The organism is Winogradskyella sp. HaHa_3_26, assembly GCF_019278425.1.
In the GTDB taxonomy this organism is placed as follows: Bacteria; Bacteroidota; Bacteroidia; order Flavobacteriales; family Flavobacteriaceae; genus Winogradskyella; species Winogradskyella undariae.
This window is the reverse complement of the sequence record NZ_CP058981.1, coordinates 2,588,696-2,610,469: the sequence shown is the minus strand read 5'-3', so window position 1 is coordinate 2,610,469 and position 21,774 is coordinate 2,588,696. Positions and strand designations below refer to the sequence as shown.

Annotated in this window: 19 protein-coding genes; 9 read left to right on the top strand and 10 right to left on the bottom strand. The window is 33.3% G+C overall.

Features of this window, described 5'->3' with window-relative positions; all coding sequences use genetic code 11:
* Nucleotides 1–30 precede the first annotated feature (30 nt).
* The 4 genes from lysS (at nt 31) to H0I32_RS11150 (ending at nt 5,653) form a co-directional block, all read left to right on the top strand.
* On the top strand, nt 31–1,719 hold the full coding sequence (gene lysS / locus H0I32_RS11165; protein ID WP_179313322.1) for a lysine--tRNA ligase: 1,689 nt from the start codon (nt 31–33) through the stop codon (nt 1,717–1,719).
* Nucleotides 1,720–2,025: 306 nt separating this feature from the next.
* Nucleotides 2,026–4,515 carry a zinc-dependent metalloprotease gene (locus tag H0I32_RS11160; RefSeq protein WP_179313611.1) on the top strand — a complete coding sequence of 830 codons (2,490 nt, stop codon included), beginning with the start codon at nt 2,026–2,028 and terminating at the stop codon, nt 4,513–4,515.
* Between the two features lie 211 nt (nt 4,516–4,726).
* Nucleotides 4,727–5,179, top strand: coding sequence for a Spy/CpxP family protein refolding chaperone (locus tag H0I32_RS11155; protein WP_179313323.1), 453 nt, complete (start codon nt 4,727–4,729; stop codon nt 5,177–5,179).
* 111 nt (nt 5,180–5,290) lie between these two features.
* Nucleotides 5,291–5,653 (top strand): hypothetical protein, encoded by a 363-nt coding sequence (locus H0I32_RS11150; RefSeq protein ID WP_173586570.1) that lies wholly within the window; start codon nt 5,291–5,293, stop codon nt 5,651–5,653.
* A gap of 73 nt (nt 5,654–5,726) precedes the next feature.
* Here H0I32_RS11150 and hemL read toward each other — a convergent pair whose 3' ends face one another.
* Genes hemL through H0I32_RS11135 form a run of 3 tightly spaced genes read right to left on the bottom strand, consistent with a single transcriptional unit; the run spans nt 5,727 to nt 8,756 of the window.
* The gene (gene hemL / locus H0I32_RS11145) at nt 5,727–7,013 is read right to left on the bottom strand and encodes a glutamate-1-semialdehyde 2,1-aminomutase (protein ID WP_179313324.1); all 1,287 of its coding nucleotides are present in this window, start codon (nt 7,011–7,013) and stop codon (nt 5,727–5,729) included.
* A gap of 3 nt (nt 7,014–7,016) precedes the next feature.
* Nucleotides 7,017–7,847 carry a glucosaminidase domain-containing protein gene (locus H0I32_RS11140; RefSeq protein ID WP_179313325.1) on the bottom strand — a complete coding sequence of 277 codons (831 nt, stop codon included), beginning with the start codon at nt 7,845–7,847 and terminating at the stop codon, nt 7,017–7,019.
* A 3-nt stretch (nt 7,848–7,850) separates the two neighbouring features.
* Nucleotides 7,851–8,756, bottom strand: a complete 906-nt coding sequence (locus H0I32_RS11135) for a 1-aminocyclopropane-1-carboxylate deaminase/D-cysteine desulfhydrase (RefSeq protein ID WP_179313326.1) — start codon at nt 8,754–8,756, stop codon at nt 7,851–7,853.
* 519 nt (nt 8,757–9,275) lie between these two features.
* On the opposite strand from H0I32_RS11135, the gene H0I32_RS11130 reads away from it, so the two are divergent.
* The 5 genes from H0I32_RS11130 (at nt 9,276) to H0I32_RS11110 (ending at nt 14,342) form a co-directional block, all read left to right on the top strand.
* Complete coding sequence (locus H0I32_RS11130; protein WP_173586566.1) at nt 9,276–9,437, top strand: DUF5522 domain-containing protein; 162 nt, start codon at nt 9,276–9,278, stop codon at nt 9,435–9,437.
* Nucleotides 9,437–11,437, top strand: a complete 2,001-nt coding sequence (locus tag H0I32_RS11125) for a urocanate hydratase (RefSeq protein WP_173586565.1) — start codon at nt 9,437–9,439, stop codon at nt 11,435–11,437. Before H0I32_RS11130 ends, H0I32_RS11125 begins: the two co-directional genes overlap by 1 nt.
* Nucleotides 11,438–11,453: 16 nt before the next feature.
* Nucleotides 11,454–12,005 (top strand): DUF4136 domain-containing protein, encoded by a 552-nt coding sequence (locus H0I32_RS11120; RefSeq protein WP_179313327.1) that lies wholly within the window; start codon nt 11,454–11,456, stop codon nt 12,003–12,005.
* A 125-nt stretch (nt 12,006–12,130) separates the two neighbouring features.
* A complete protein-coding gene (locus H0I32_RS11115; protein WP_173586563.1) occupies nt 12,131–14,029 on the top strand; it encodes a SulP family inorganic anion transporter in 1,899 nt (632 codons plus the stop codon).
* A gap of 121 nt (nt 14,030–14,150) precedes the next feature.
* Nucleotides 14,151–14,342 (top strand): cold-shock protein, encoded by a 192-nt coding sequence (locus H0I32_RS11110; protein WP_020895249.1) that lies wholly within the window; start codon nt 14,151–14,153, stop codon nt 14,340–14,342.
* Nucleotides 14,343–14,540: 198 nt separating this feature from the next.
* Here the strand turns inward: H0I32_RS11110 and moeB are convergent, their stop codons facing one another.
* The 7 genes from moeB to thiC form a co-directional block, all read right to left on the bottom strand.
* Complete coding sequence (gene moeB / locus H0I32_RS11105; RefSeq protein ID WP_179313328.1) at nt 14,541–15,590, bottom strand: molybdopterin-synthase adenylyltransferase MoeB; 1,050 nt, start codon at nt 15,588–15,590, stop codon at nt 14,541–14,543.
* Nucleotides 15,590–16,711: a 2-iminoacetate synthase ThiH gene (gene thiH, locus H0I32_RS11100; protein ID WP_179313329.1), complete on the bottom strand. Its 1,122-nt coding sequence runs from the start codon at nt 16,709–16,711 to the stop codon at nt 15,590–15,592. The genes moeB and thiH overlap by 1 nt, the downstream gene beginning before the upstream one ends.
* Nucleotides 16,712–16,714: 3 nt before the next feature.
* Nucleotides 16,715–17,485, bottom strand: a complete 771-nt coding sequence (locus tag H0I32_RS11095) for a thiazole synthase (protein ID WP_218841341.1) — start codon at nt 17,483–17,485, stop codon at nt 16,715–16,717.
* Between the two features lie 123 nt (nt 17,486–17,608).
* On the bottom strand, nt 17,609–18,214 hold the full coding sequence (thiE, locus tag H0I32_RS11090; protein ID WP_179313330.1) for a thiamine phosphate synthase: 606 nt from the start codon (nt 18,212–18,214) through the stop codon (nt 17,609–17,611).
* Complete coding sequence (locus H0I32_RS11085) at nt 18,204–18,989, bottom strand: hydroxymethylpyrimidine/phosphomethylpyrimidine kinase (RefSeq protein ID WP_179313331.1); 786 nt, start codon at nt 18,987–18,989, stop codon at nt 18,204–18,206. Before H0I32_RS11085 ends, thiE begins: the two co-directional genes overlap by 11 nt.
* 22 nt (nt 18,990–19,011) lie before the next feature.
* The gene (locus tag H0I32_RS11080; protein WP_179313332.1) at nt 19,012–19,614 is read right to left on the bottom strand and encodes a thiamine phosphate synthase; all 603 of its coding nucleotides are present in this window, start codon (nt 19,612–19,614) and stop codon (nt 19,012–19,014) included.
* A gap of 274 nt (nt 19,615–19,888) precedes the next feature.
* Nucleotides 19,889–21,748 (bottom strand): phosphomethylpyrimidine synthase ThiC, encoded by a 1,860-nt coding sequence (thiC, locus tag H0I32_RS11075; RefSeq protein ID WP_179313333.1) that lies wholly within the window; start codon nt 21,746–21,748, stop codon nt 19,889–19,891.
* Nucleotides 21,749–21,774 lie beyond the last annotated feature (26 nt).

Genomic DNA, 21,774 nt, shown 5'->3' with positions numbered 1-21,774 from the left:
AAAGTAGATAAGCCTTTAAAATCAATAAGAATGCAACTTTCAGAACAAGAATTGGTAAGACGCCAAAAGTTAGAAAAGCTAAGAGCTTTAGGGATCAACCCTTATCCAGCGGATTTATTTCCGGTTAATCATACTTCCAAACAGATAAAATCTGATTTCGAAGAAGGTAAACAGGTTATAGTAGCAGGCCGTCTAATGGCAATTAACATTCAAGGAAAAGCTTCTTTTGCGCAATTGCAAGATAGCGAAGGTCGTATTCAAGTTTATTTTAATAGAGACGAAATCTGCGAAGGAGAAGACAAAACATTATATAATGATGTCTTTAAAAAACTACTAGATTTAGGTGATTTTGTAGGTATAGAAGGAACACTTTTTACAACTCAAGTTGGAGAAAAGACTGTAATGGTTAAAGATTTTAAATTATTGAGTAAGTCTTTAAAACCATTACCAATACCTAAACAAAAAGACGGAAAAACATATGATGCTTTTACAGATCCAGAAATGCGTTACAGACAACGTTATGCAGATTTAGTAGTAAACCCACATGTTAAAGAAGTATTTATAAAGCGTACAAAATTGTTTAATGCAATGCGTTCGTTCTTTAATGAATCTGGTTATTTTGAAGTAGAGACCCCTGTTTTACAACCTATTCCTGGAGGTGCTGCGGCACGTCCGTTTATGACACACCATAACAGTTTAGACATTCCATTATACATGAGAATTGCTAACGAATTATACCTAAAACGTTTAATTGTTGGTGGTTTTGATGGTGTTTATGAGTTTTCTAAAAACTTTAGAAACGAAGGAATGGACAGAACTCACAACCCTGAGTTTACAGCCATGGAAATCTATGTCTCTTATAAAGATTACAATTGGATGATGGACTTCTGTGAAAAACTTTTAGAACATTGTGCAACAGCCGTAAATGGAACTTCTGAAGCTACTTTTGGAGAACACAAAATTAACTTTAAAGCACCTTATAAGCGTATTACAATGCGCGATTCTATTTTAGAATTTACAGGTTTTGATATTTATAACAAGTCTGAAGACGAAATAAGAGCAGCTGCAAAAGGCATGCATATTGAAGTTGATGAGACCATGGGTAAAGGAAAATTAATTGATGAAATTTTTGGTGAAAAATGTGAAGGAAACTACATTCAACCAACATTCATCACAGATTACCCAAAAGAAATGAGCCCTTTATGTAAAGAGCACAGAGATAACCCAGAATTAACTGAACGCTTTGAGCTAATGGTTTGCGGTAAAGAAGTTGCCAATGCTTATTCTGAGCTGAATGATCCAATAGACCAACGCGAACGTTTTGAGCATCAATTAAAATTAGCTCAAAAAGGAGATGATGAAGCCACTGAATTTATAGATCACGATTTTTTACGTGCACTAGAATACGGAATGCCTCCTACATCAGGAATGGGAATTGGTATGGATCGTTTAATTATGTTCTTAACAAATAATCAAAGTATACAAGAAGTCTTATTCTTCCCTCAAATGAGACCTGAGAAGAAAAAAGTAGACCTAAGTGATAATGAAAAAGCGATTTTAGAAGTATTAAAATCCGAAAAGCGAATGGACTTAAATGTACTTAAATCACAATCGGGATTAAGTAATAAAGGTTGGGATAAAGGCCTAAAAGGATTAGCTAAACATGGCTTAACTAAAGTTGAAAAAACAGACGAAGGTTTGTTTGTAGAGTTAGTTTAAAAAGACAATAACATATATTAAAAAAAAGGAATTATCGAAAGGTAGTTCCTTTTTTTGTTTTAGTAATACAAACTAAAGCAATGACTAGCGTAATCATTACATTTAATATCACACTTTAGTTTAAAATATTTTTTCGAAAATACTAAAAAAACAAAAATTCCCTGAAATATTTTAAAGACTTCAATTAAATTAAGAATAAAGAAATACAAGAAGTATTACTCGTTAAAAAAATACTAAATTCTATTCTAATATTAACAAAAGCTTAATAGAATATGTATTTTCATCAAAATTTAATAAAAACTGACTATCTTGAAACACTTAACACTCAAACTACTCTTAGTAGTTTCTGCTTTTTTGGCATTCTCATGTTCCACAGCTAAAAAAGCTGGTAAATCTAAGAAAGATGCCGCTACAACAGCACAATCTTCAGGAAAAAAACCTGGAAAAAACGATCCAAAACCTTATAGTAAAGTCATTACAAAAGACGCTAAAACTGACAAAGGTTTATTTACAGTTCACACCGTAGATGATAAATTCTTTTACGAAATACCAGATTCTCTTTTTAACAGAGAAATGCTAATGGTTACACGTATCGCTAAAACAGCTTCTGGACTTGGTTTTGGTGGCGGAAAATTAAGCGAACAAGTATTACGATGGGAAAAGAAAGACAAAAAAGTATTGCTACGCATGGTTTCTTACCAAGTCGTTGCTGCAGATTCTTTACCTGTACATGAAGCGGTTGAAAATTCTAATTTCGAACCTGTAATTGCTACTTTTCCTATTAAAGCATTCAGTAAAGACTCATTAAGTACCGTAATTGATGTTACTGATTTATTTGAAAAAGATGTAAAACCTTTAGGATATCCACAACGTGCAAGACAACAATATAAAATATCGCGCTTAGATGGACAACTTTCATATATTGAATCTATAAAATCTTATCCTACAAATATTGAATCTCGTACGGTAAAAACATATGCAGCAGGAGCACCTCCTTCAAATTCTAACACAGGTGCTATTTCTTTAGAAATCAATAATTCTATGATTTTGTTACCAACAGTACCAATGAAACGTCGTTATTTTGATGAACGTGTAGGTTGGTTTACTAGTAGCCAAACAGATTATGGTTTAAAAGATCAAAAAAGTAAATCTTTAGAATTCTTAGATCGTTGGAGATTAGAAGTTAAAGATGAAGATATTGAAAAGTTTAAAAGGGGAGAATTAGTAGTTCCTAAAAAACAAATCGTTTATTACATTGACAGAGCAACTCCTGAACAATGGAAAAAATATATCAAACAAGGAATTGAAGATTGGCAAGTTGCTTTTGAAGCTGCAGGATTTAAAGAAGCTATTATAGCAAAAGACCCACCATCTGTAGAAGAAGATCCAGAATGGAGCCCTGAAGATGCACGTTACTCTGTAGTACGTTATTTAGCTTCACCAATACCAAATGCAAACGGACCTCACGTTAGTGATCCAAGAACAGGAGAGATTTTAGAAAGTGATATTAACTGGTACCACAATGTAATGTCTTTATTACGTGGTTGGTTCTTTGTACAAACTGCAGCAATAAATCCAGAAGCACAAAGCCCACAATTTAAAGATGAAGTTATGGGACGTTTAATTCGTTTTGTATCTTCTCACGAAGTTGGTCACACTTTAGGATTACCACATAACATGGGGTCTAGTGTAGCTTACCCTGTTGAAAAATTACGTGATCCAGAATTCACTAAAGTATACGGAACTGCACCATCTATTATGGATTATGCACGTTTCAACTATATCGCTCAACCAGGTGATGAAGGTGTTGCTTTAATGCCAGACATCGGAACTTACGATAAATACGCAATCTCTTGGGGTTACAGACCTATCTTAGACAAAACAGCAGAAGAAGAAAAAGCTATTCTTAACGGATGGATTATGGAGCATGCTGGAGATCCAATGTATCGTTTTGGACACCAACAAGCTGGTGATGTTGTAGATCCTAGTTCTCAAACTGAAGACTTAGGTGATGATGCCATGTTAGCAAGTGAATATGGTATTAAAAACTTAAAGCGTATTGTACCAAACTTAATTGAATGGACTACAGAAGCTGGTGAAGGTTATGATGATCTAGAAGAAATGTATGGACATGTAATTTCTCAGTTTAATCGTTACATGGGACATGTTTCTAATAACATCGGTGGAGTTTATGAATATTATAAAGCAGCAGACCAAGAAGGAGCTGTTTACACTGCTGTACCAAAAGATCATCAGAAAAAAGCAATGGCTTTTATTCAAGAGAACTTATTTGAAACTCCTGAATGGTTAATTGATAAAAATATTTTTGATCGTATTGAATTTACAGGTTCTGTTGAACGTGTTAGAGGTTTACAAGCAAGAACACTTGATAATATCTTAAGTTTAGGTAAAATGCAACGTCTTATTGAAGCAAACACTTTTGATAGTAATGCTTATGCTTTAACAGATATGATGAGCGATTTACGCAAAGGTGTATGGAGCGAATTAAGTACAGGAAAACAAATCGATACTTATAGACGTAATTTACAACGTGCATATATCGATAGATTAGCTTATTTAATGACTGCAGAAAACCAAAGATCAGGAAGAAGATCTAGTGCTTACGTTAAAGTAACACCTGTTAACACTAGCCAATCTGATATCAGAGCGGTTGTGAGAGCAGAATTAACTTCTTTACGTAGTCAATTACGTTCTACCCGTGGTAGAGATTCTATAAGTAGAATACATATTGCAGATGCAATAGAACGTATTAATCTTATTTTAGATCCAAAATAATCTACTTTTAATTCATTAAAAAAGGCTTCAAGTTAAACTTGAAGCCTTTTTTATTGCCTAATTTTTATCAGCATAATAAAAGCAAATAAACATCTAAACCTTCGCTATTTTATTTTTTACAAATGTTAAAAAAGGTGTTAAATCCTATTTTAGAATTAAACTTTTTTAGAATTCTTACATCTAAACTAGTATAACATAAAAACTAAAGAACATGAAAAAATTAGCAATCATTGCCTTAGTATTAGTAACCTTAACCGGGTATGCACAAAAAAAGGATCGTAAAAACATGGATAAGGAAAACCGCTCTGAATTAAGAGAAGACATATCTCCTAAAGGCATGGCAGAATTAAAAGCGAAAAGATTAACTTTAAAATTAGATTTAACAGATGCTCAACAAGCAAAAGTTCAAAAAGTCATTTTAAAACAAGCAGAAGAAAATCAAAAATTAAGAGAAGAAAAGAAAGCTGACAAAAGTGAAGAAAAGCAGAAACCAACTAAAGAAGAAATGGTTGAAAGACAAAATCACAGATTAGATCAAATGATTGAAATGAAACGTGAAATGAAGACGATCTTAACAGCTGAACAATATGCTGAATTTGAGAAAATGAAACCAGAACAAAAAAGAAAAAAAGGTCAACAAAAAGGAAAATACAGCAGAAAATAAGATTAAAAAATAATTATTTTTAAAAGAAAAAGTATCGCATAGTCGATACTTTTTCTTTTTATTGAATAAAATTGTTACTTTAGTCTTCTAATCATAAATAATTAATCCATAATGAAAAAGATAATTACCCTTTGCTTATTTGTATTTGCTCTATTTTTAGGAACTCAATCTGCCGTAGCGCAAAACAGTAATCTAGAAGTAAAGAAAAAAACAAATACTATTGTAAATGCCAAAGCAGCAAAAGAAACTAAAGCTTTAAGAAAGATTGTTGGATTTGAAAAAGTTCAAATGGATGATGTTTATGAAGTGATAAGAGAATACACTTATCACACTTACTTAATTGAAAATCCAGATTTAACTCAAGGAAAAGAGCCTAAAAAAATGGCAACGGTAAACGAAGAATTGGATAATAATATGAAAAGTGTTTTAACCGAAGAACAATTTAAACGTTTTAAGAATTATCATAATAACTAATTAAACTAGTTTTATATCATAAAAAAAGTCTCGCCATTGGCGAGACTTTTTTTATGATATAACTTTTACTAATTTAAAGATACTTTGCAATTTCTTCTACTGCTTCAATAGTCTCATTTAAATCTTCATAACTTAAAGCATCTGTTATAAACCAAGTTTCAAATGCACTTGGAGCAATATAAATACCTTTATTTAGCATACCATGAAAAAACTTTTTAAAAGTTTCATTATTTCCTTTAGCAGCCGAATCAAAATCAACAACAGGTTCTTCTGAAAAATGAACAGATATCATTGAGCCAATTCTATTAATCGTATGAATTACGTTATTCTTATTAAGCGCATCAGCAATACCTTCATGCAAATATTTTGTCTTCTCCTCTAACCTAGTCATTAAATCTGCATCCTCTTCAATTGCTTTAAGCATTGCTAAACCTGCAGCCATAGCTAAAGGATTACCACTTAAAGTTCCTGCTTGATAAACAGGTCCTAGAGGTGCTAGATGATTCATAATTTCATTCCTAGCAGCAAAAGCACCTACAGGCAATCCACCTCCAACAACTTTACCGAAACAAACTATATCAGCATCAACATTTTTTAATTCTTGTACACCACCTTTTGCAAGTCTAAATCCTGTCATCACCTCATCAAATATCAATAAGATATTATTAGCATCACAAACAGCTCTTAAGCCTTCTAAAAAACCATCAACCGGAGGAATACATCCCATATTACCAGCAACAGGCTCTACTATAATTGAAGCAATTTCACCTTTATTAGCTTCTACTAATGACTTAACATTTTCAATATCATTATATTTGGCTAAAAGCGTATCCTTTGCTGTTCCTTCCGTAACACCAGGACTATTAGGAGTTCCAAATGTAACTGCACCACTTCCTGCTGCAATTAGAAATGAATCGCTATGTCCATGATAGCAACCTGAAAATTTTATAATTTTATCTTTATTAGTGAATCCACGCGCTAATCTAATAGCACTCATACAAGCTTCTGTACCCGAATTTACAAAACGAATTTTATCAATATTAGGAACCATTGACACTGCTAATTCTGCAATCTCAGTTTCAATAGCTGTAGGCATTCCAAAAGATGTTCCTTGCTTCGTTTTTTCTATAACAGCATCAACTACTGGTGGAAATGCATGGCCAAGTAACATTGGCCCCCAAGAATTAATATAATCTATAAAACGATTTCCATCTTCATCATAAACGTAAGCTCCTTTTGCAGATTTCGCAAAAATAGGAGTACCACCAACAGCACTAAATGCTCTTACTGGAGAATTTACACCTCCAGGAATAACTTCTTGGGCAGCTTTAAATAAAACACTACTTCTTTGATATAACATAAATTAATTGGGAATAATAAGTTTTTGACCAATTGTAAGGTCATTTGATTTTAAATTGTTCTCAGCTTTTATAGCTTCAACAGATGTTTTATATAATCGAGAAAGAGAATACAATGTATCTCCTTTTGATACCACATGATTTTTAGTGTTATTTTTCTTTACACCTTCAATAATCGTAGTAGATTTCCTTTTAGAGGTCTTAACAGAAGGCTTAAGCACTTCTTCGTCATACTCATATAACTTATAACGCTCAATAAGACTAATCAATTTTTCAGGATATTTTCTGTCGGTTGCATAACCTGCTGCTCTTAATCCTTTAGCCCAACCTTTATAGTCATCTTCATCTAATTTAAATAAATCAGCATAACGACTTCTTCCTGTTAAAAATTCTGAATGATCTTCATAAGACATTTCTGCTTTTGGATATTTTCTAAAACATTCTTGAGAGCGATCATCGTCGTGATAAATTTTATCACCTGTCCATCCATGGCATTTAATTCCGAAGTGATTATTTGCCTTTACAGCCAAACGTCCACTACCCGATCCAGATTCTAAAATCCCTTGTGCAAGTGTTATACTTGCTGGTATTTTATGCGAACGCATTTTAGATTTAGCAATCTCAGCATATAAATCAATATAAACATCAACACTACTTGGTGCTTTGGTCTCTGTTACAACTGTAGGTTTTTCAACTGTTTTGTTACTTTCTTCTCTTTCCTTAACAGCAACAGTTTTATTCGTTCTGCTTTCTTCCTTCTTTGTTACAATACCTTTTTTAGGTCCACAACTCATTGCCAATACAGCAATTAACACTATTAAATATCTCAACTTCATATTTTATTCTACAATTAAAGGACGTTTTTTACGCTTCAACATTTCATTTACACCTGCAATTCCTTGTAAGCCTCCGGTATGAATGGCTAATATATTAGAACCCTCTGGAAAAAATCCCTTCCCAATTAAATCAAATATTCCATAGAGCATTTTACCAGTGTAAATAGGATCTAATGGAATGTTATAATCGGTCTTAAATCTATTGATAAACGAAATCAATTCGGGCTTTATTTTACCATAACCACCAAAGTGATAATCAGTTATCAGTTTCCAATTTTCTTGATTTGCAAATTTACGAATATCTTCTTGTAAAAAATCACCTTTTAACGCCGGAAAACCCAATACTTCCTGATCCTTTTGAGAAGCATTAATTAAACCTGAAATTGTACCTCCTGTTCCAACAGCGCTACAGATATAATTAAAATGAGAATCTTCGGGCACTAAAATTTCTTCACATCCTTTTACTGCTAGATCATTTGTACCGCCTTCAGGTAATATATAACAAGCTTTAAACTCTTCTTTTAATTCATCTAAAAAAGTTTCATTCATCTTTTCTCTATAAGCTTCCCTAGTTACAAAATTTAATTGCATACCACAGGTTTTAGCGAATTTTAGAGTGGAATTTAATTCACTTTTATAAGCTAATTCTTCACCTCGGATAATACCTATCGTTGGAATTCCATATTCTTTTCCGGCATAAGCAACCGCTGCAATATGATTTGAAAAAGCTCCACCAAAGGTTAATATTGATTTTGCACCAATAACCTTAGCTCGTTTTAAATTATACTTTAGTTTACGAAACTTATTTCCTGAAATAAAAGGATGAATTAAATCTTCGCGTTTAATTGTAAGCTCAATCGAAGATTTTTTTAGGCTTATTTTCTGATTTTGAATAGGATAGTGAAACAAATTCTTTATATTTTTAAGATAAAAAAGCGCTTATTAAGCAAGACTTACCTAAAGATTAAAACTAAAATTATTCTGCCTTAAAAGTAAGATTTAAATTTCAAAAAAGACCTAGATTTCAAATAGTTCAAATCTTTTTCATTACCATAAGCTTCACGTTCAAATGAAATATTTCTATATGCTAAATTCCATTTTCTATATTGAATCAATCGTATTAAAAATTCAAATACATAAATAATAAAAAACGGAAGGATTAGTAACTCTATTTGCTGTCGTAAATGTATTCTTTCATGATTTATAAGCACCAAATCTTGTTTTAATTTTTTTGTTTTTAAAATTACAAAGGGAAATATGGTAATACCTATATAACCTCTTGGCACTATATATTTTGAAATTAAGATCACAATTTATTCACTTCAAAAATTAAACCATTCTCATTTACAAAGAGAATAATACAGTATTAAAAAACCTCACTAAAGCCTCAGATTTATTTTCTCGAAATTAAGTTATCTTTGTTTAAATATGAAGAAATACGTTCCGATTGAAGAAGGAGACTACTATCTTACACCAGAAGGCTACCGTTGTTTTACTGAACAATACCATTTAAAACGTGGTTATTGCTGTGAAAGTGGTTGTAGACATTGCCCTTATGGCTTCAATAAAAATACATTAAAAAAGAAGTAATGCAAAGCAGAAAATTATCTTTTAAAGACCAAATATTAGAAGGCATTCCAAATATATTACCAGAGCCAAAACCTTATGATGCCTCTATAAATCATGCACCAAAACGTAAAGCTATTCTGTCGGCTGAAGAAGAAAAATTAGCACTAAGAAATGCCTTACGCTACTTTGATGAAAAGGATCATAAAACGTTATTACCTGAGTTTAAAAACGAATTAAATACGTATGGAAGAATCTATATGTATCGTTTAAGACCAGATTATAAAATCTATGCTAGGCCAATTTCTGAATACCCATCAAATTCAACACAAGCAGCAGCTATTATGCTTATGATTCAGAATAATTTAGACCATGCTGTAGCGCAACATCCACACGAATTAATTACGTATGGTGGCAACGGTGGTGTATTTTCTAATTGGGCGCAATACAGATTAACAATGGCTTATTTAGCCGAAATGAATGACGAACAAACTTTAGTAATGTACTCTGGCCATCCTATGGGATTGTTCCCTTCACATAAAGAAGCTCCAAGAGTTGTTGTAACTAATGGGATGATGATTCCTAATTATTCAAAACCTGATGATTGGGAAAAATTCAACGCTTTAGGAGTCACACAATATGGACAAATGACAGCAGGAAGTTATATGTACATAGGCCCACAAGGTATTGTACATGGAACAACAATTACGGTATTAAATGCTTTTAGAAAAATAAAAAAAGAACCAAAAGGAAATCTCTTTGTCACTTCTGGTTTAGGTGGTATGTCTGGCGCGCAACCAAAAGCTGGGAACATAGCAGGTTGTATTACGGTTTGTGCTGAAGTGAATCCGAAAATTACACAAGTTAGACTTGATCAAGGTTGGATTGACGAAAAAATAACAGATTTAGATCAGCTCGTTAGTCGTGTAGAAAAAGCCAAAGCAGAAAAAGAAACCATATCTATTGCCTATTTAGGAAATATAGTAGACGTTTGGGAAAAGTTTGATGACGCTAATATTCATATCAACATAGGAAGTGATCAAACTTCGCTTCATAATCCATGGGCTGGAGGCTATTACCCTGTAGATATTTCTTTTGAAGATGCTAATGAAATGATGGCAAATAAGCCAGAACTCTTCAAAGAAAAAGTTCAAGAAACATTACGTCGCCACACAAATGCTATAAACAAGCACACCGCAAAAGGCACTTATTTCTTTGATTACGGAAATGCCTTTTTATTAGAAGCTTCTCGTGCTGGTGCAGATATTATGGCTAGCAATGGTATTGATTTTAAATACTCAAGTTATGTACAAGACATAATGGGCCCCATGTGTTTTGATTATGGGTTTGGCCCTTTTAGATGGGTTTGTGCTTCTGGAAAACCTGAAGACTTAGCTAAAACAGATGCTATTGCATGTGCTGTTTTAGAAGATATTAAAAAGAATTCACCTATTGAAATTCAGCAACAAATGGCTGATAATATTCAATGGATTAAAGGCGCACAAGAAAACAAACTTGTCGTGGGCTCGCAAGCCAGAATTTTATATGCAGATGCAGAAGGTCGAATGAAAATAGCCGAAGCATTTAACCAAGCTATTAAAAATGGTGATATTGAAACTGTTATTTTAGGACGAGATCATCATGATGTTTCAGGGACCGACTCCCCATATAGAGAAACCAGTAATATTTATGATGGTTCTCGGTTTACAGCAGACATGGCCATACAAAATGTGATTGGAGATAGCTTTAGAGGAGCAACTTGGGTTAGTATTCACAATGGCGGTGGAGTTGGCTGGGGAGAGGTTGTTAACGGAGGCTTCGGCATGGTTCTTGATGGCAGTATAGAAGCATCAAAACGATTAAAACAAATGTTATTTTGGGATGTTAATAACGGGATTTCAAGACGAAGTTGGGCGAGAAACGAAGGTGCTGTTTTTGCTATAAAACGTGCAATGGAAGTAGAACCCAACTTAAAAGTGACTTTACCCAATTTCGTGAATGATGATTTATTAAATGAAGTATAATTAAAAACAAAATGTTATGAAAAAATTACTCAAACTCACACCTATGTTTCTTTTACTTATAGCGTTATCCTCTTGTAGTTCTGTACAAGTTGCTGCAGATTACGACAGAGAAGCTAATTTTGACAATTACAAAACTTTTGCATTTTTTAAACCCGGAATTGATAAAGCTGAAATCAATGATATTGATAAGCGTAGAATTTTAAGAGCTATTGAAGCCGAATTGATGGCTAAGGGTTATACAAAATCTGAAAACCCTGATATGCTTGTTAGCATCTTTACAAAATCGAATCAACGTGTAGACATTTACAATAACGCCTGGGGAAATGGCGCTTGGGGATGGGGCGGTTACGGCGGCTGGGGTTGGAGATCTGGTTGGAATAACAACCAAGTATCTACAACAACAGAAGGTGTATTATTTATAGACCTTATTGATACCAATAAAAAAGAATTAATCTGGCAGGGTTCTGGAACAGGAAATCTTGAAACAAGAAATATGGAAAAGAAAGAAGAGCGCATTAAAGAATTTGTAGCAGAAATGTTGATGCAGTTTCCTCCAGAAGAAAAATAAAAAACACTTATATTATATACAAAAGCATTGGTCCTCACCAATGCTTTTTTTGTTTGGGCAGTTTACGATTTATAGATTAAATTCAAAAAGTCTACCTTTGCCGCCTTTTAATAATAAGAAATATTATGTTCGGTCAAAACACCATTAAAAACTTCACACAAAACCCTAAGAATGATATCCTTGCAGGTATCACCGTTTCTTTAGCCATGATCCCTGAGGTTGTTGCCTTTGCCTTTGTTGCTCAAATTAGTCCAATAGTTGCACTTTTTGGTGCCTTTATAATAGGTATCATTTCTGCACTTTTTGGCGGAAGACCTGGTTTAATATCTGGAGCTGCGGGAGCCGTGGCGGTCATTTTTGTTCACATGATTCAAGAAGGGCATGCAAAAGGACTTTTATTCGATTCACCTGTAGAAAACATGGGCTATTTTTATTTATTAGCTGCAGTTGTTTTAATGGGAATTATACAAGTATTAGCAGGTGTTTTTAAGCTTGGAAAATTTGTACGCCTCATTCCACATCCCGTAATGTTAGGGTTTGTAAATGGTTTAGCCATTGTTATTTTTATGGCACAATTAGGAATGTTTAAGGAAAACACAAAAGATGTTTTTGGACAAAACATGCGTAAAACAGAATCTAAAGAACTGATTTATAATGTAAGTGATAATTCTGTGAAAGATTTAATTTCTGACACTAAATTATTTTCGATAAAAGGAGAATCAATAACCAATATTAATACGGGTGAAGAAGTTTTTATTATGTCTAACAATCAAGTTTTCGATGTAAAAACGAAAAAGGTTGTTTTTAATGTTCAGGATAACGGTTTCTACTCTGTTAAAGATAGCGGTGTTGTGAAATCAATTATGGAAGGCAAAAAACTTTACATAATGATAGGTTTGGTCTTATTAACCATGCTTATTATTTGGGGCTTACCTAAATTAACTAAAAAAATGCCAGCAGCATTAACAGCTATTTTAATCGTGACATTGATTTCTATCTTTGGTGGTTTACAATCTATTAATGTAGGAGATTTTATTAGAGATGGTGGTGGCGCTGGACTAAATGGATTTGACGAACTCTCTAGCAAACTAAATCTTGGTGAACTTTGGAGTCATTTGCCATTTAACTTAGACACTTTAAAATTCATTGCACCTTATGCTTTTTTAGCGGCGTCTGTAGGATTAATTGAAACCTTAATGACAATGAATCTTGTAGACGAACTAACAGACACTAGAGGTGACGGAAACAGAGAATGTGTTGCTCAAGGAGCAGGAAACATGGTCAGCGGTATCTTTGGAGGAACTGGTGGTTGTGGAATGATTGGACAAACCGTTATTAACGTTAATGCCGGTGGTAGAGGTCGTTTATCTGGTGTTATGATGGCTATTACGCTTCTAACTTTTATCTTATTTGCAGATAAATATATTGAACAAGTACCAATCGCTGCTCTAGTTGGTGTAATGTTTATGATGGTTATTGAAACTTTTGCTTGGTCTAGTTTAAGAATCATGAAAAAAATACCAATGTCTGACGCTGTCGTTCTTGTCATTGTATCTGTAGTTACGGTTATTTTCGATTTAGCTATAGCTGTATTTGTTGGTGTAATTATTTCAGCCTTATCTTTTGCTTGGGAAAACGCTAAGAAAATTAGAGCCCGTAAGCGTATTCAAGCTGATGGGACAAAAACCTATGAAATTTGGGGTCCTTTATTCTTTGGAAGTATTACTGCTTTTAATGAAAAATTTGATATTAAAAATGACCCTGACCATGTAGAAATCGATTTTGTTGAAGCACGAGTTTCTGATCATTCAGCGATTGAAGCTATTTTTATTATTGTCGAAAAATATCAAGCGGAAGGAAAAACTATCAAATTAAAACATTTAAGTGAAGATTGTAAAATATTACTTTACAAAGCGAACCCTAAATTTAAAGATGTTATTGTTGAAGCCATTAACGACCCTAGATATCATTTAGCTGCTGATCCTGAAAAATTTACAAGACCATTATCTGAATATAATGTTTAAATTTAATTGGCTATAAACAGAGATTAAAGCGCTTATTACAATAATTAAAAATAACTAGATTAAATTAATTGAATTTCAATTAATTACCTTATATTTGCACCTTAATTTAATATATTTTAATATGAGTACTGGTACAGTAAAATTTTTTAATGACTCTAAAGGTTTTGGATTCATAACAGAAGAAGGAAACAATAAAGAGCATTTTGTACATATTTCTGGTTTAGTCGATGAGATTAGAGAAGGTGATAATGTAGAATTCGATTTAGCAGAAGGAAAAAAAGGATTAAACGCAGTTAATGTAAAAGTTATATAATTATATATCTTACAATCTTTTTAAGAATAGAAGCCTATCTTTTAGATAGGCTTTTTTATGCTTAATAATTTAAGCTTTTATATTAAAAAGAATCGGCAGCCTTAATTTAACAACCAATTATCATCTTTTCTTTTTATAAGACTAGAAAGTGTTTGTTTTAGAGCTAATGTTATTGAAAACTACACTTTAAATACGCCACTATAATCCTTCTTTTAAATTATAAAAAACGGACTTCTCTAATCGTTTCTTTAAATAAGTAATAGCGCTATTACTTCTTTTTCCAGATTTGCAATAAACAACGACAGGTAATGTAATATCTATTTCTTTAAATCGTTTTGATAACTGTCCTAGAGGAATATGTTGTCCACCAATATGATACGCTTCTCTTTCTGATGCTTCTCTAACATCTAACAAATTATAACGTCCTTTGTTTCTATTCAATTCATCTAATGTGATCTCTTTAGTTGAAACAATGCCGCAGAAAAAATTATAATCTTTTTCTAAAGCATTAATTGTTGACGTTTCATCTTTTTCAAAACCCAATATCTGTTGATTCAAACTTAAAGCATCAAATAATAATAGCTTATTCGTCAACAGTTCTCCAACACCACAAATAAGCTTAATGGCTTCATTTGCCTGTAAACTCCCAATAATGCCAGGCAAAACACCCAGGACACCTATTTCTGAACAACTGGGAGACGCTTCAGGTTTTGGAGGTGTTGGATACAAACATCTATAAGTTGCACTTCCTAAATAATTAAAGACACTAACTTGACCTTCGAATTTAAAAATAGCGCCGTAAACTAAAGGTTTGTTCGTAATTACTGCTGCATCGTTTGTTAAATATCGCGTTGAAAAATTATCACTTCCGTCTATTATTATATCATAATTAGAGAATAACCCCATTGCATTTTCACGAGTTAGTTTTTCGTTATAAGTATTAAAAAGCACAAACGGATTCAATTGAGATAACCGCTTAGCAGCTGTTTCTGCTTTAGAAAAACCAACATCATTAATAGTATATAAAATCTGACGTTGTAAATTACTTTGATCGACTATGTCATGGTCTATTATACCAATAGTTCCAATACCTGCAGCTGTTAAATATTGTAAAACAGGACAACATAAACCACCAGCACCAATGACTAAAACCTTTGCTTGCTTCAGTTTTAATTGTCCTGCTTCTCCTATTTCATCTAAAATAAGATGACGACTGTATTGCTTTCGTTCTTCTGCGGTAAGACTCATTACTTTTGTATTTCTTCAAAATGTTCCCAATCTTTCCAAACCACTTCTAACCCTTGACCTTTTAACATTTTTACGATTTCTTCTGTACTCCTTTCATCAGAAATTTCAAACTGTTCTAAAGATTGTGGCTCTACAGTATAACCACCCGGATTTGTTTTAGATTCTGCACTAATTGAAGTAGCACCTAATTGAACAATATTATTTCTAAATATTTCATTTTCCCTTGTAGACATAGACAATTCTATATCTTCATCTAACAAACGAAAAGCACAAATTAATTGCACCAAATCACTATCGGTCATTTCTACTTTTGGCTCTAAACCTCCAGAATGCGGCCTTAATCTTGGAAATGAAATAGAGTACTTTGTCTTCCAATACGTTTTCTGTAAATATTTTAAATGTAATGCTGTAAAAAAACTATCTGCACGCCAATCTTCTAAACCAAACAGAGCACCTAATCCAATTTTATGAACACCTGCTTTCCCTAATCTATCTGGTGTATCTAAACGGTAATTAAAATTAGATTTCTTTCCTTTTGGATGGTGTTTCTTATACTCTTCTCTATGATACGTTTCTTGATATACCAATACAGCGTACAATCCGTTTTCAATTAACAACTCATATTCCTCTTGATCTAAAGGCTGAACTTCGATAGTAATATTCGAAAATTGAGAACGTATTATTTTAATCGCGTTTTTAATATAATTGACGCCTACCGTTTTATTGGCTTCACCTGTCACTAACAAAATATGGTCGTAACCTTTTGCTTTTAAAAAAGCCACTTCTTTTAAAATTTCAGCATCGGTTAATGTGCGTCTTGGTATTTTGTTAGTCATGCTAAAACCGCAATACGTACAGATGTTCTGGCACTCGTTACTTAAGTACATTGGCGCATACATTTGTATGGTATTGCCAAAACGTTTTTTAGTGAGCATGCTACTTTTCTGTGCTATTCGTTCTAAAAATGGTTTTGCAGCAGGAGAAATTAAGGCTTTAAAATCTTCTAAATCTAGCTTTTCTTTTGCTAAGGCATTTTCTACCTCAACGGTCGTTTTACTAAAGATACTCTCTAGTGTATTATCCCAATTATAAGTATCGAAAAGTTCTATGAAATTTGCCATACTTTAGTTTAAAAAACTTGTTAACGGACTACTAGCTTCCGCTTTATTTTTAATAGGAGCTAGTTTGGCTTCAAACGCCATTCTACCAGCTTCCACTGCCATTTTAAATGCTTTTGCCATCGCTACCGGATTTTTAGATACTGCAATTGCTGTATTTATTAACACAGCATCGGCACCTAATTCCATTGCATAAGCCGCATGCGATGGCGCGCCAATACCTGCGTCTACAATGACAGGTACATTAGATTGCTCAATAATAATCTCTAAAAAATCTTGCGTTTTTAATCCTTTGTTACTTCCTATCGGTGCTCCCAATGGCATAACACATTGTGTTCCTACATCTTCTAATCGCTTACACAATACAGGATCCGCATGAATGTAAGGCATCACTACAAATCCCAACTTCACTAATGCTTCAGCCGCTTTTAAAGTTTCTATAGGATCTGGTAATAAATACCTAGGATCTGGATGAATTTCTAATTTAATCCAGTTAGTCCCTAAAGCCTCTCTTGATAATTCTGCTGCGAAAATGGCTTCTTTAGCGGTTCTAACCCCAGATGTGTTTGGTAATAAATTAATATGAGCATGTTGTAAATGCGTTAAAATATCATCTTCATTATTTTGAACATCTACTCTTTTTAAAGCAACCGTTATGAGTTCACTTTTGGAAGCCAATAAAGCATCTTTCATTAATTCTGAAGAGCTAAACTTTCCTGTTCCGGTGAATAATCTAGAGGTAAATTCTTTATCTGCTATTTTTAATATTTTATTCATTTCTTTGTCTTTTTGAATTCGCATACTATTTGAATTCGTGTCAGGTTGAGCGCAGTCGAAACCTAATTAAACTTTATTTACAAGTTAATCTCTTGACTGCGCTCGAGGAGACATGCTTATTTTTTAGTATAAAATCTCTTTAAATTTTGAAATACTTGTAAAATCTTTAGTTATTGTCCCTGAGACCGCTATGCCATAAACACCTGTTGCTATAATTGCCGGAACGTCTTCCATACCAATACCACCAATAGCAATTATAGGCTTGGCTTCTTTTAATTTATCTATTAACTGCTTATAGCTTTCGATACCTAAAATTGGACTTAAATTCTTTTTAGTTTCTGTAAACTGAAAAGGTCCTAAACCAATATAATCCACTTGCTTTTCTATTAAACCTTTGCAATCTTCTAAAGTGTTTGCAGTACCACCAATTACAAATTGTTTTCCCAAATAAACTCTAGCTATTAATGGACATGTATCTATTTTTCCTAAATGAACACCGTCTGCTTTTACGGCTTTAGCTATTTTATAATGATCATTTATTATGAGCTTTACTTTAAATTGAGTGGTGATTTTTCTAGCTTTTTTTGCAGTTTCTAAAATGATATCTAGTGCCATTTCTTTTAAACGCAACTGTACTAATTCTGCTCCATTTTCACATGCTTTTTGTATGTTTTCTAAATGATCTTGCGGTGTTTTACCTTGAGAGATATAATGTAGTTTACTTAGCATTTTCTGTATATTTATGTGTTCCTAGCAAGGTGTTGTTTGAATTTAAAAACTGTTCGGTATACCATTTTACATTTTTACAGGCATCTTCTATGTTCATTCCTTTTTCTAAATTAGAAGCCAATGCTGACGATAAAACACAACCGCTTCCATGTTTTTGAAAAACGGTTTCTGCAATTGGCGGAATGTTTAGTTTTACTATTTTACTGTAATAGACTTCATCCCATCCTTTTTTATCCGTTCTATGACCTCCTTTTAAGTAGATATTTGTTCTTTCTGAAATAAAATCGATGGTGTCTTCTATAGATTTCTCTGGAAATAAGGCTTCAATCTCTTCGTAATTTGGTGTGATAAAATCACAACTTCTCAAGACTTCTTCTAAAATTTTTAAATCTTGTTTGTTATGAAAATTAAAACCTGCACTTGCTTTTAAAATAGGATCTAGTACTATTTTTATAGTTGGATTAAGCTTTTTTAATGTTTGAATAACTTCTAATAAAACGTCCCAAGACTGGATGATTCCTATTTTTACTACAGCAATGGCAAACCGTTGAAATAAAAGGTCAATCTGATTTAAAATAGTTTCTTTTTCAATCCAAATACAATCTTTAAAATCTATATCGTTTTGAACAGTAACTGCCGTACACACGGCTAAACCGTATAAACCATGAGCTTCAAATGTTTTAATATCTGAAGTAATTCCGGCGCCACTCGATGGATCTAAACCCGCTATTGTTAAGATGTAGTTTTTTTGATTCAATTTTTCTGTATTTAACATCAATAGGTTATTCAAAAAACACTTATTTATTGGTGCGTTTATTATATGTTTCTTTTATTTTTATAAAACCCTCTAACGGATTTTCAGTATTCCAAACACCACCTAAAACACCTATTCCTTTAAATCCTAACGTTATAGTTTCTTCTATCGTTTCAGCATTAATACCACCCATACCAATGATTGTTTTATCAATATGCTTAACATCAAAACCTTTTCCCTTATATCCTTTTTTTGATATTGAAGAAAAAACAGGACTTAATAAATGATAATCGAACTCAAAATAACACGCTTTTAATACTTCTGGCTCATGAAATGAAGAGCTTATGGTTTTACCAAACATATTTAGGTTTTTGAAATATTGACCAGGATTATCTATATGGTCCATTCTTTTTTGTTCTTGAAAATGAATACCTTTTAAATTGAAATCGTTTATCAGCTCATGAAAATAATGCACTACAATTCTGTTGTGATATTCTTTATCAATTTTGTTTAAATACGCAACGTGTTCTTCGTGATTTTTATCCGGTTTTCTCAAATGATACACCAATAAACCTTCTCTAAATAATTGGTTTAGTATTTCTATTTCGTTTGGAATATCGTTTTCTGGTGCGATAAGAACTATCATAGTGTTTTTAGTTTTTAATATTAAAAGATAAGATTACTTCGTCGTATCTCTTCGTAATGACGGTTACTTGGATTTTGAGTTAGGGATTACTCAGTTATTCTATTTTACTAAATAGGAACTCGTGAGTGTTATACAATTATAATGGCATTCTTTTGCTGTCAGTTCGAGTAAATTTATGCAGTGCCTTAATAAATTTGTATCGAGAACCAGCAAAAGATATAACGGAAAGCCCGCCCACGCTTTTTTTTCAAAGCGTGGGAACTTCCTTATAATTTTACAAATAAACTTCGGATCCTTTTTCTTTAAACTCTTTAGATTTCTCCTCCATTCCTTTTGCAATAACCTCGTTATCTACAATATCGTTAACTGCAGCAAAATCGCGTACTTCTTGAGAAATTTTCATAGAGCAGAATTTTGGTCCGCACATAGAACAAAAATGAGCGATTTTAGCACCTGCGGCAGGCAAAGTTTCATCATGATATTCGCGTGCACGCTCTGGATCTAAGCCTAAATTAAATTGATCTTCCCAACGGAACTCAAAACGCGCCATACTCAACGCATTGTCTCTGTGTTGCGAGCCTGGGTGACCTTTGGCCAAATCTGCAGCATGCGCAGCCAATTTATAAGTTATCACACCAACACGCACATCTTCTTTATTGGGTAAACCCAAGTGCTCTTTTGGCGTTACGTAGCACAACATGGCACAACCGTACCAACCTATCATTGCGGCTCCAATACCTGAAGTAATATGATCATAACCTGGTGCAATATCTGTAGTTAAAGGGCCTAAAGTGTAAAAAGGAGCTTCGTCGCAAAGTTCTATTTGCTTCTCCATATTTTCTTTAATCATGTGCATTGGCACGTGTCCTGGTCCTTCTATGAAACACTGGACTTCGTGTTTACGTGCAATTTGCGTTAGCTCTCCTAGCGTTTCTAATTCTGCAAATTGTGCTTCGTCATTAGCATCTGCAACAGAACCTGGACGCAGACCATCTCCTAAAGAAAAGGCTACATCGTACTGTTTTAAGATTTCGCAAATATCTTCGAAATGCGTATATAGAAAACTTTCTTTATGATGTGCTAAACACCACTTTGCCATAATTGATCCGCCACGAGATACAATACCAGTAACACGTTTTGCCGTCATTGGCACGTAACGTAATAACACACCTGCGTGAATGGTAAAATAATCGACTCCTTGTTCGGCTTGCTCTATTAATGTATCGCGAAAAATCTCCCATGTTAAGTCTTCGGCAACACCATTTACTTTTTCTAATGCTTGGTAAATGGGCACGGTACCCACTGGCACTGGAGAGTTACGAATAATCCACTCGCGTGTTTCGTGAATATTTTCTCCGGTAGATAAATCCATAATATTATCTGCTCCCCAACGGCAAGCCCACACTGCTTTTTCTACTTCTTCTTCTATGGATGAGGTAACGGCAGAATTTCCAATATTTGCATTTATTTTCACTAAGAAGTTTCGACCTAAAATCATAGGTTCTGCTTCTGGGTGATTAATATTTGAAGGAATTATTGCACGACCTCTTGCGACTTCAGATCTTACAAATTCTGGTGTAATTTTATCTGGAATAGAAGCACCAAAGTGTTCGCCTTTGTGTTGCTTTCTAATCTCTGTCATTTCATCTATTCGTTGGTTTTCTCGAATAGCGATATACTCCATTTCTGGCGTAATTAGTCCTTTTTTAGCGTAATGTAATTGTGTTACATTTTGACCTTTTTTAGCTCTTAGCGGATTCTTTAATAACTTAAAACGCATGTGATCTAAACTAGCATCGTTTAAACGCTCGTTACAATATTCTGAAGAGAATGATTCTAATTCCTCTACATCACCACGTTCTTTAATCCAAGGTTCTCGAATTCTTTCAATACCGGTATGTACATCTATTGATTTGTCTGGATCTGTGTAAGGTCCGGAAGTATCATAAATAGTTACGGGCTCGTTGGGTGTTTTCTTTTTTGTCATTGAGTCTACCGTATCACTCAATGTAATTTCACGCATAGCAACTTTAATTTGCGGGTGAATTTTTCCGTTGACATAGATTTTCTTAGAATTCGGAAACGGATGTCTTGTAATACCGTTTTGCTTTGGAGCTGTGTCTTTGTTCTTCATTTGATAATTGGTTTCCTTTTAAAATA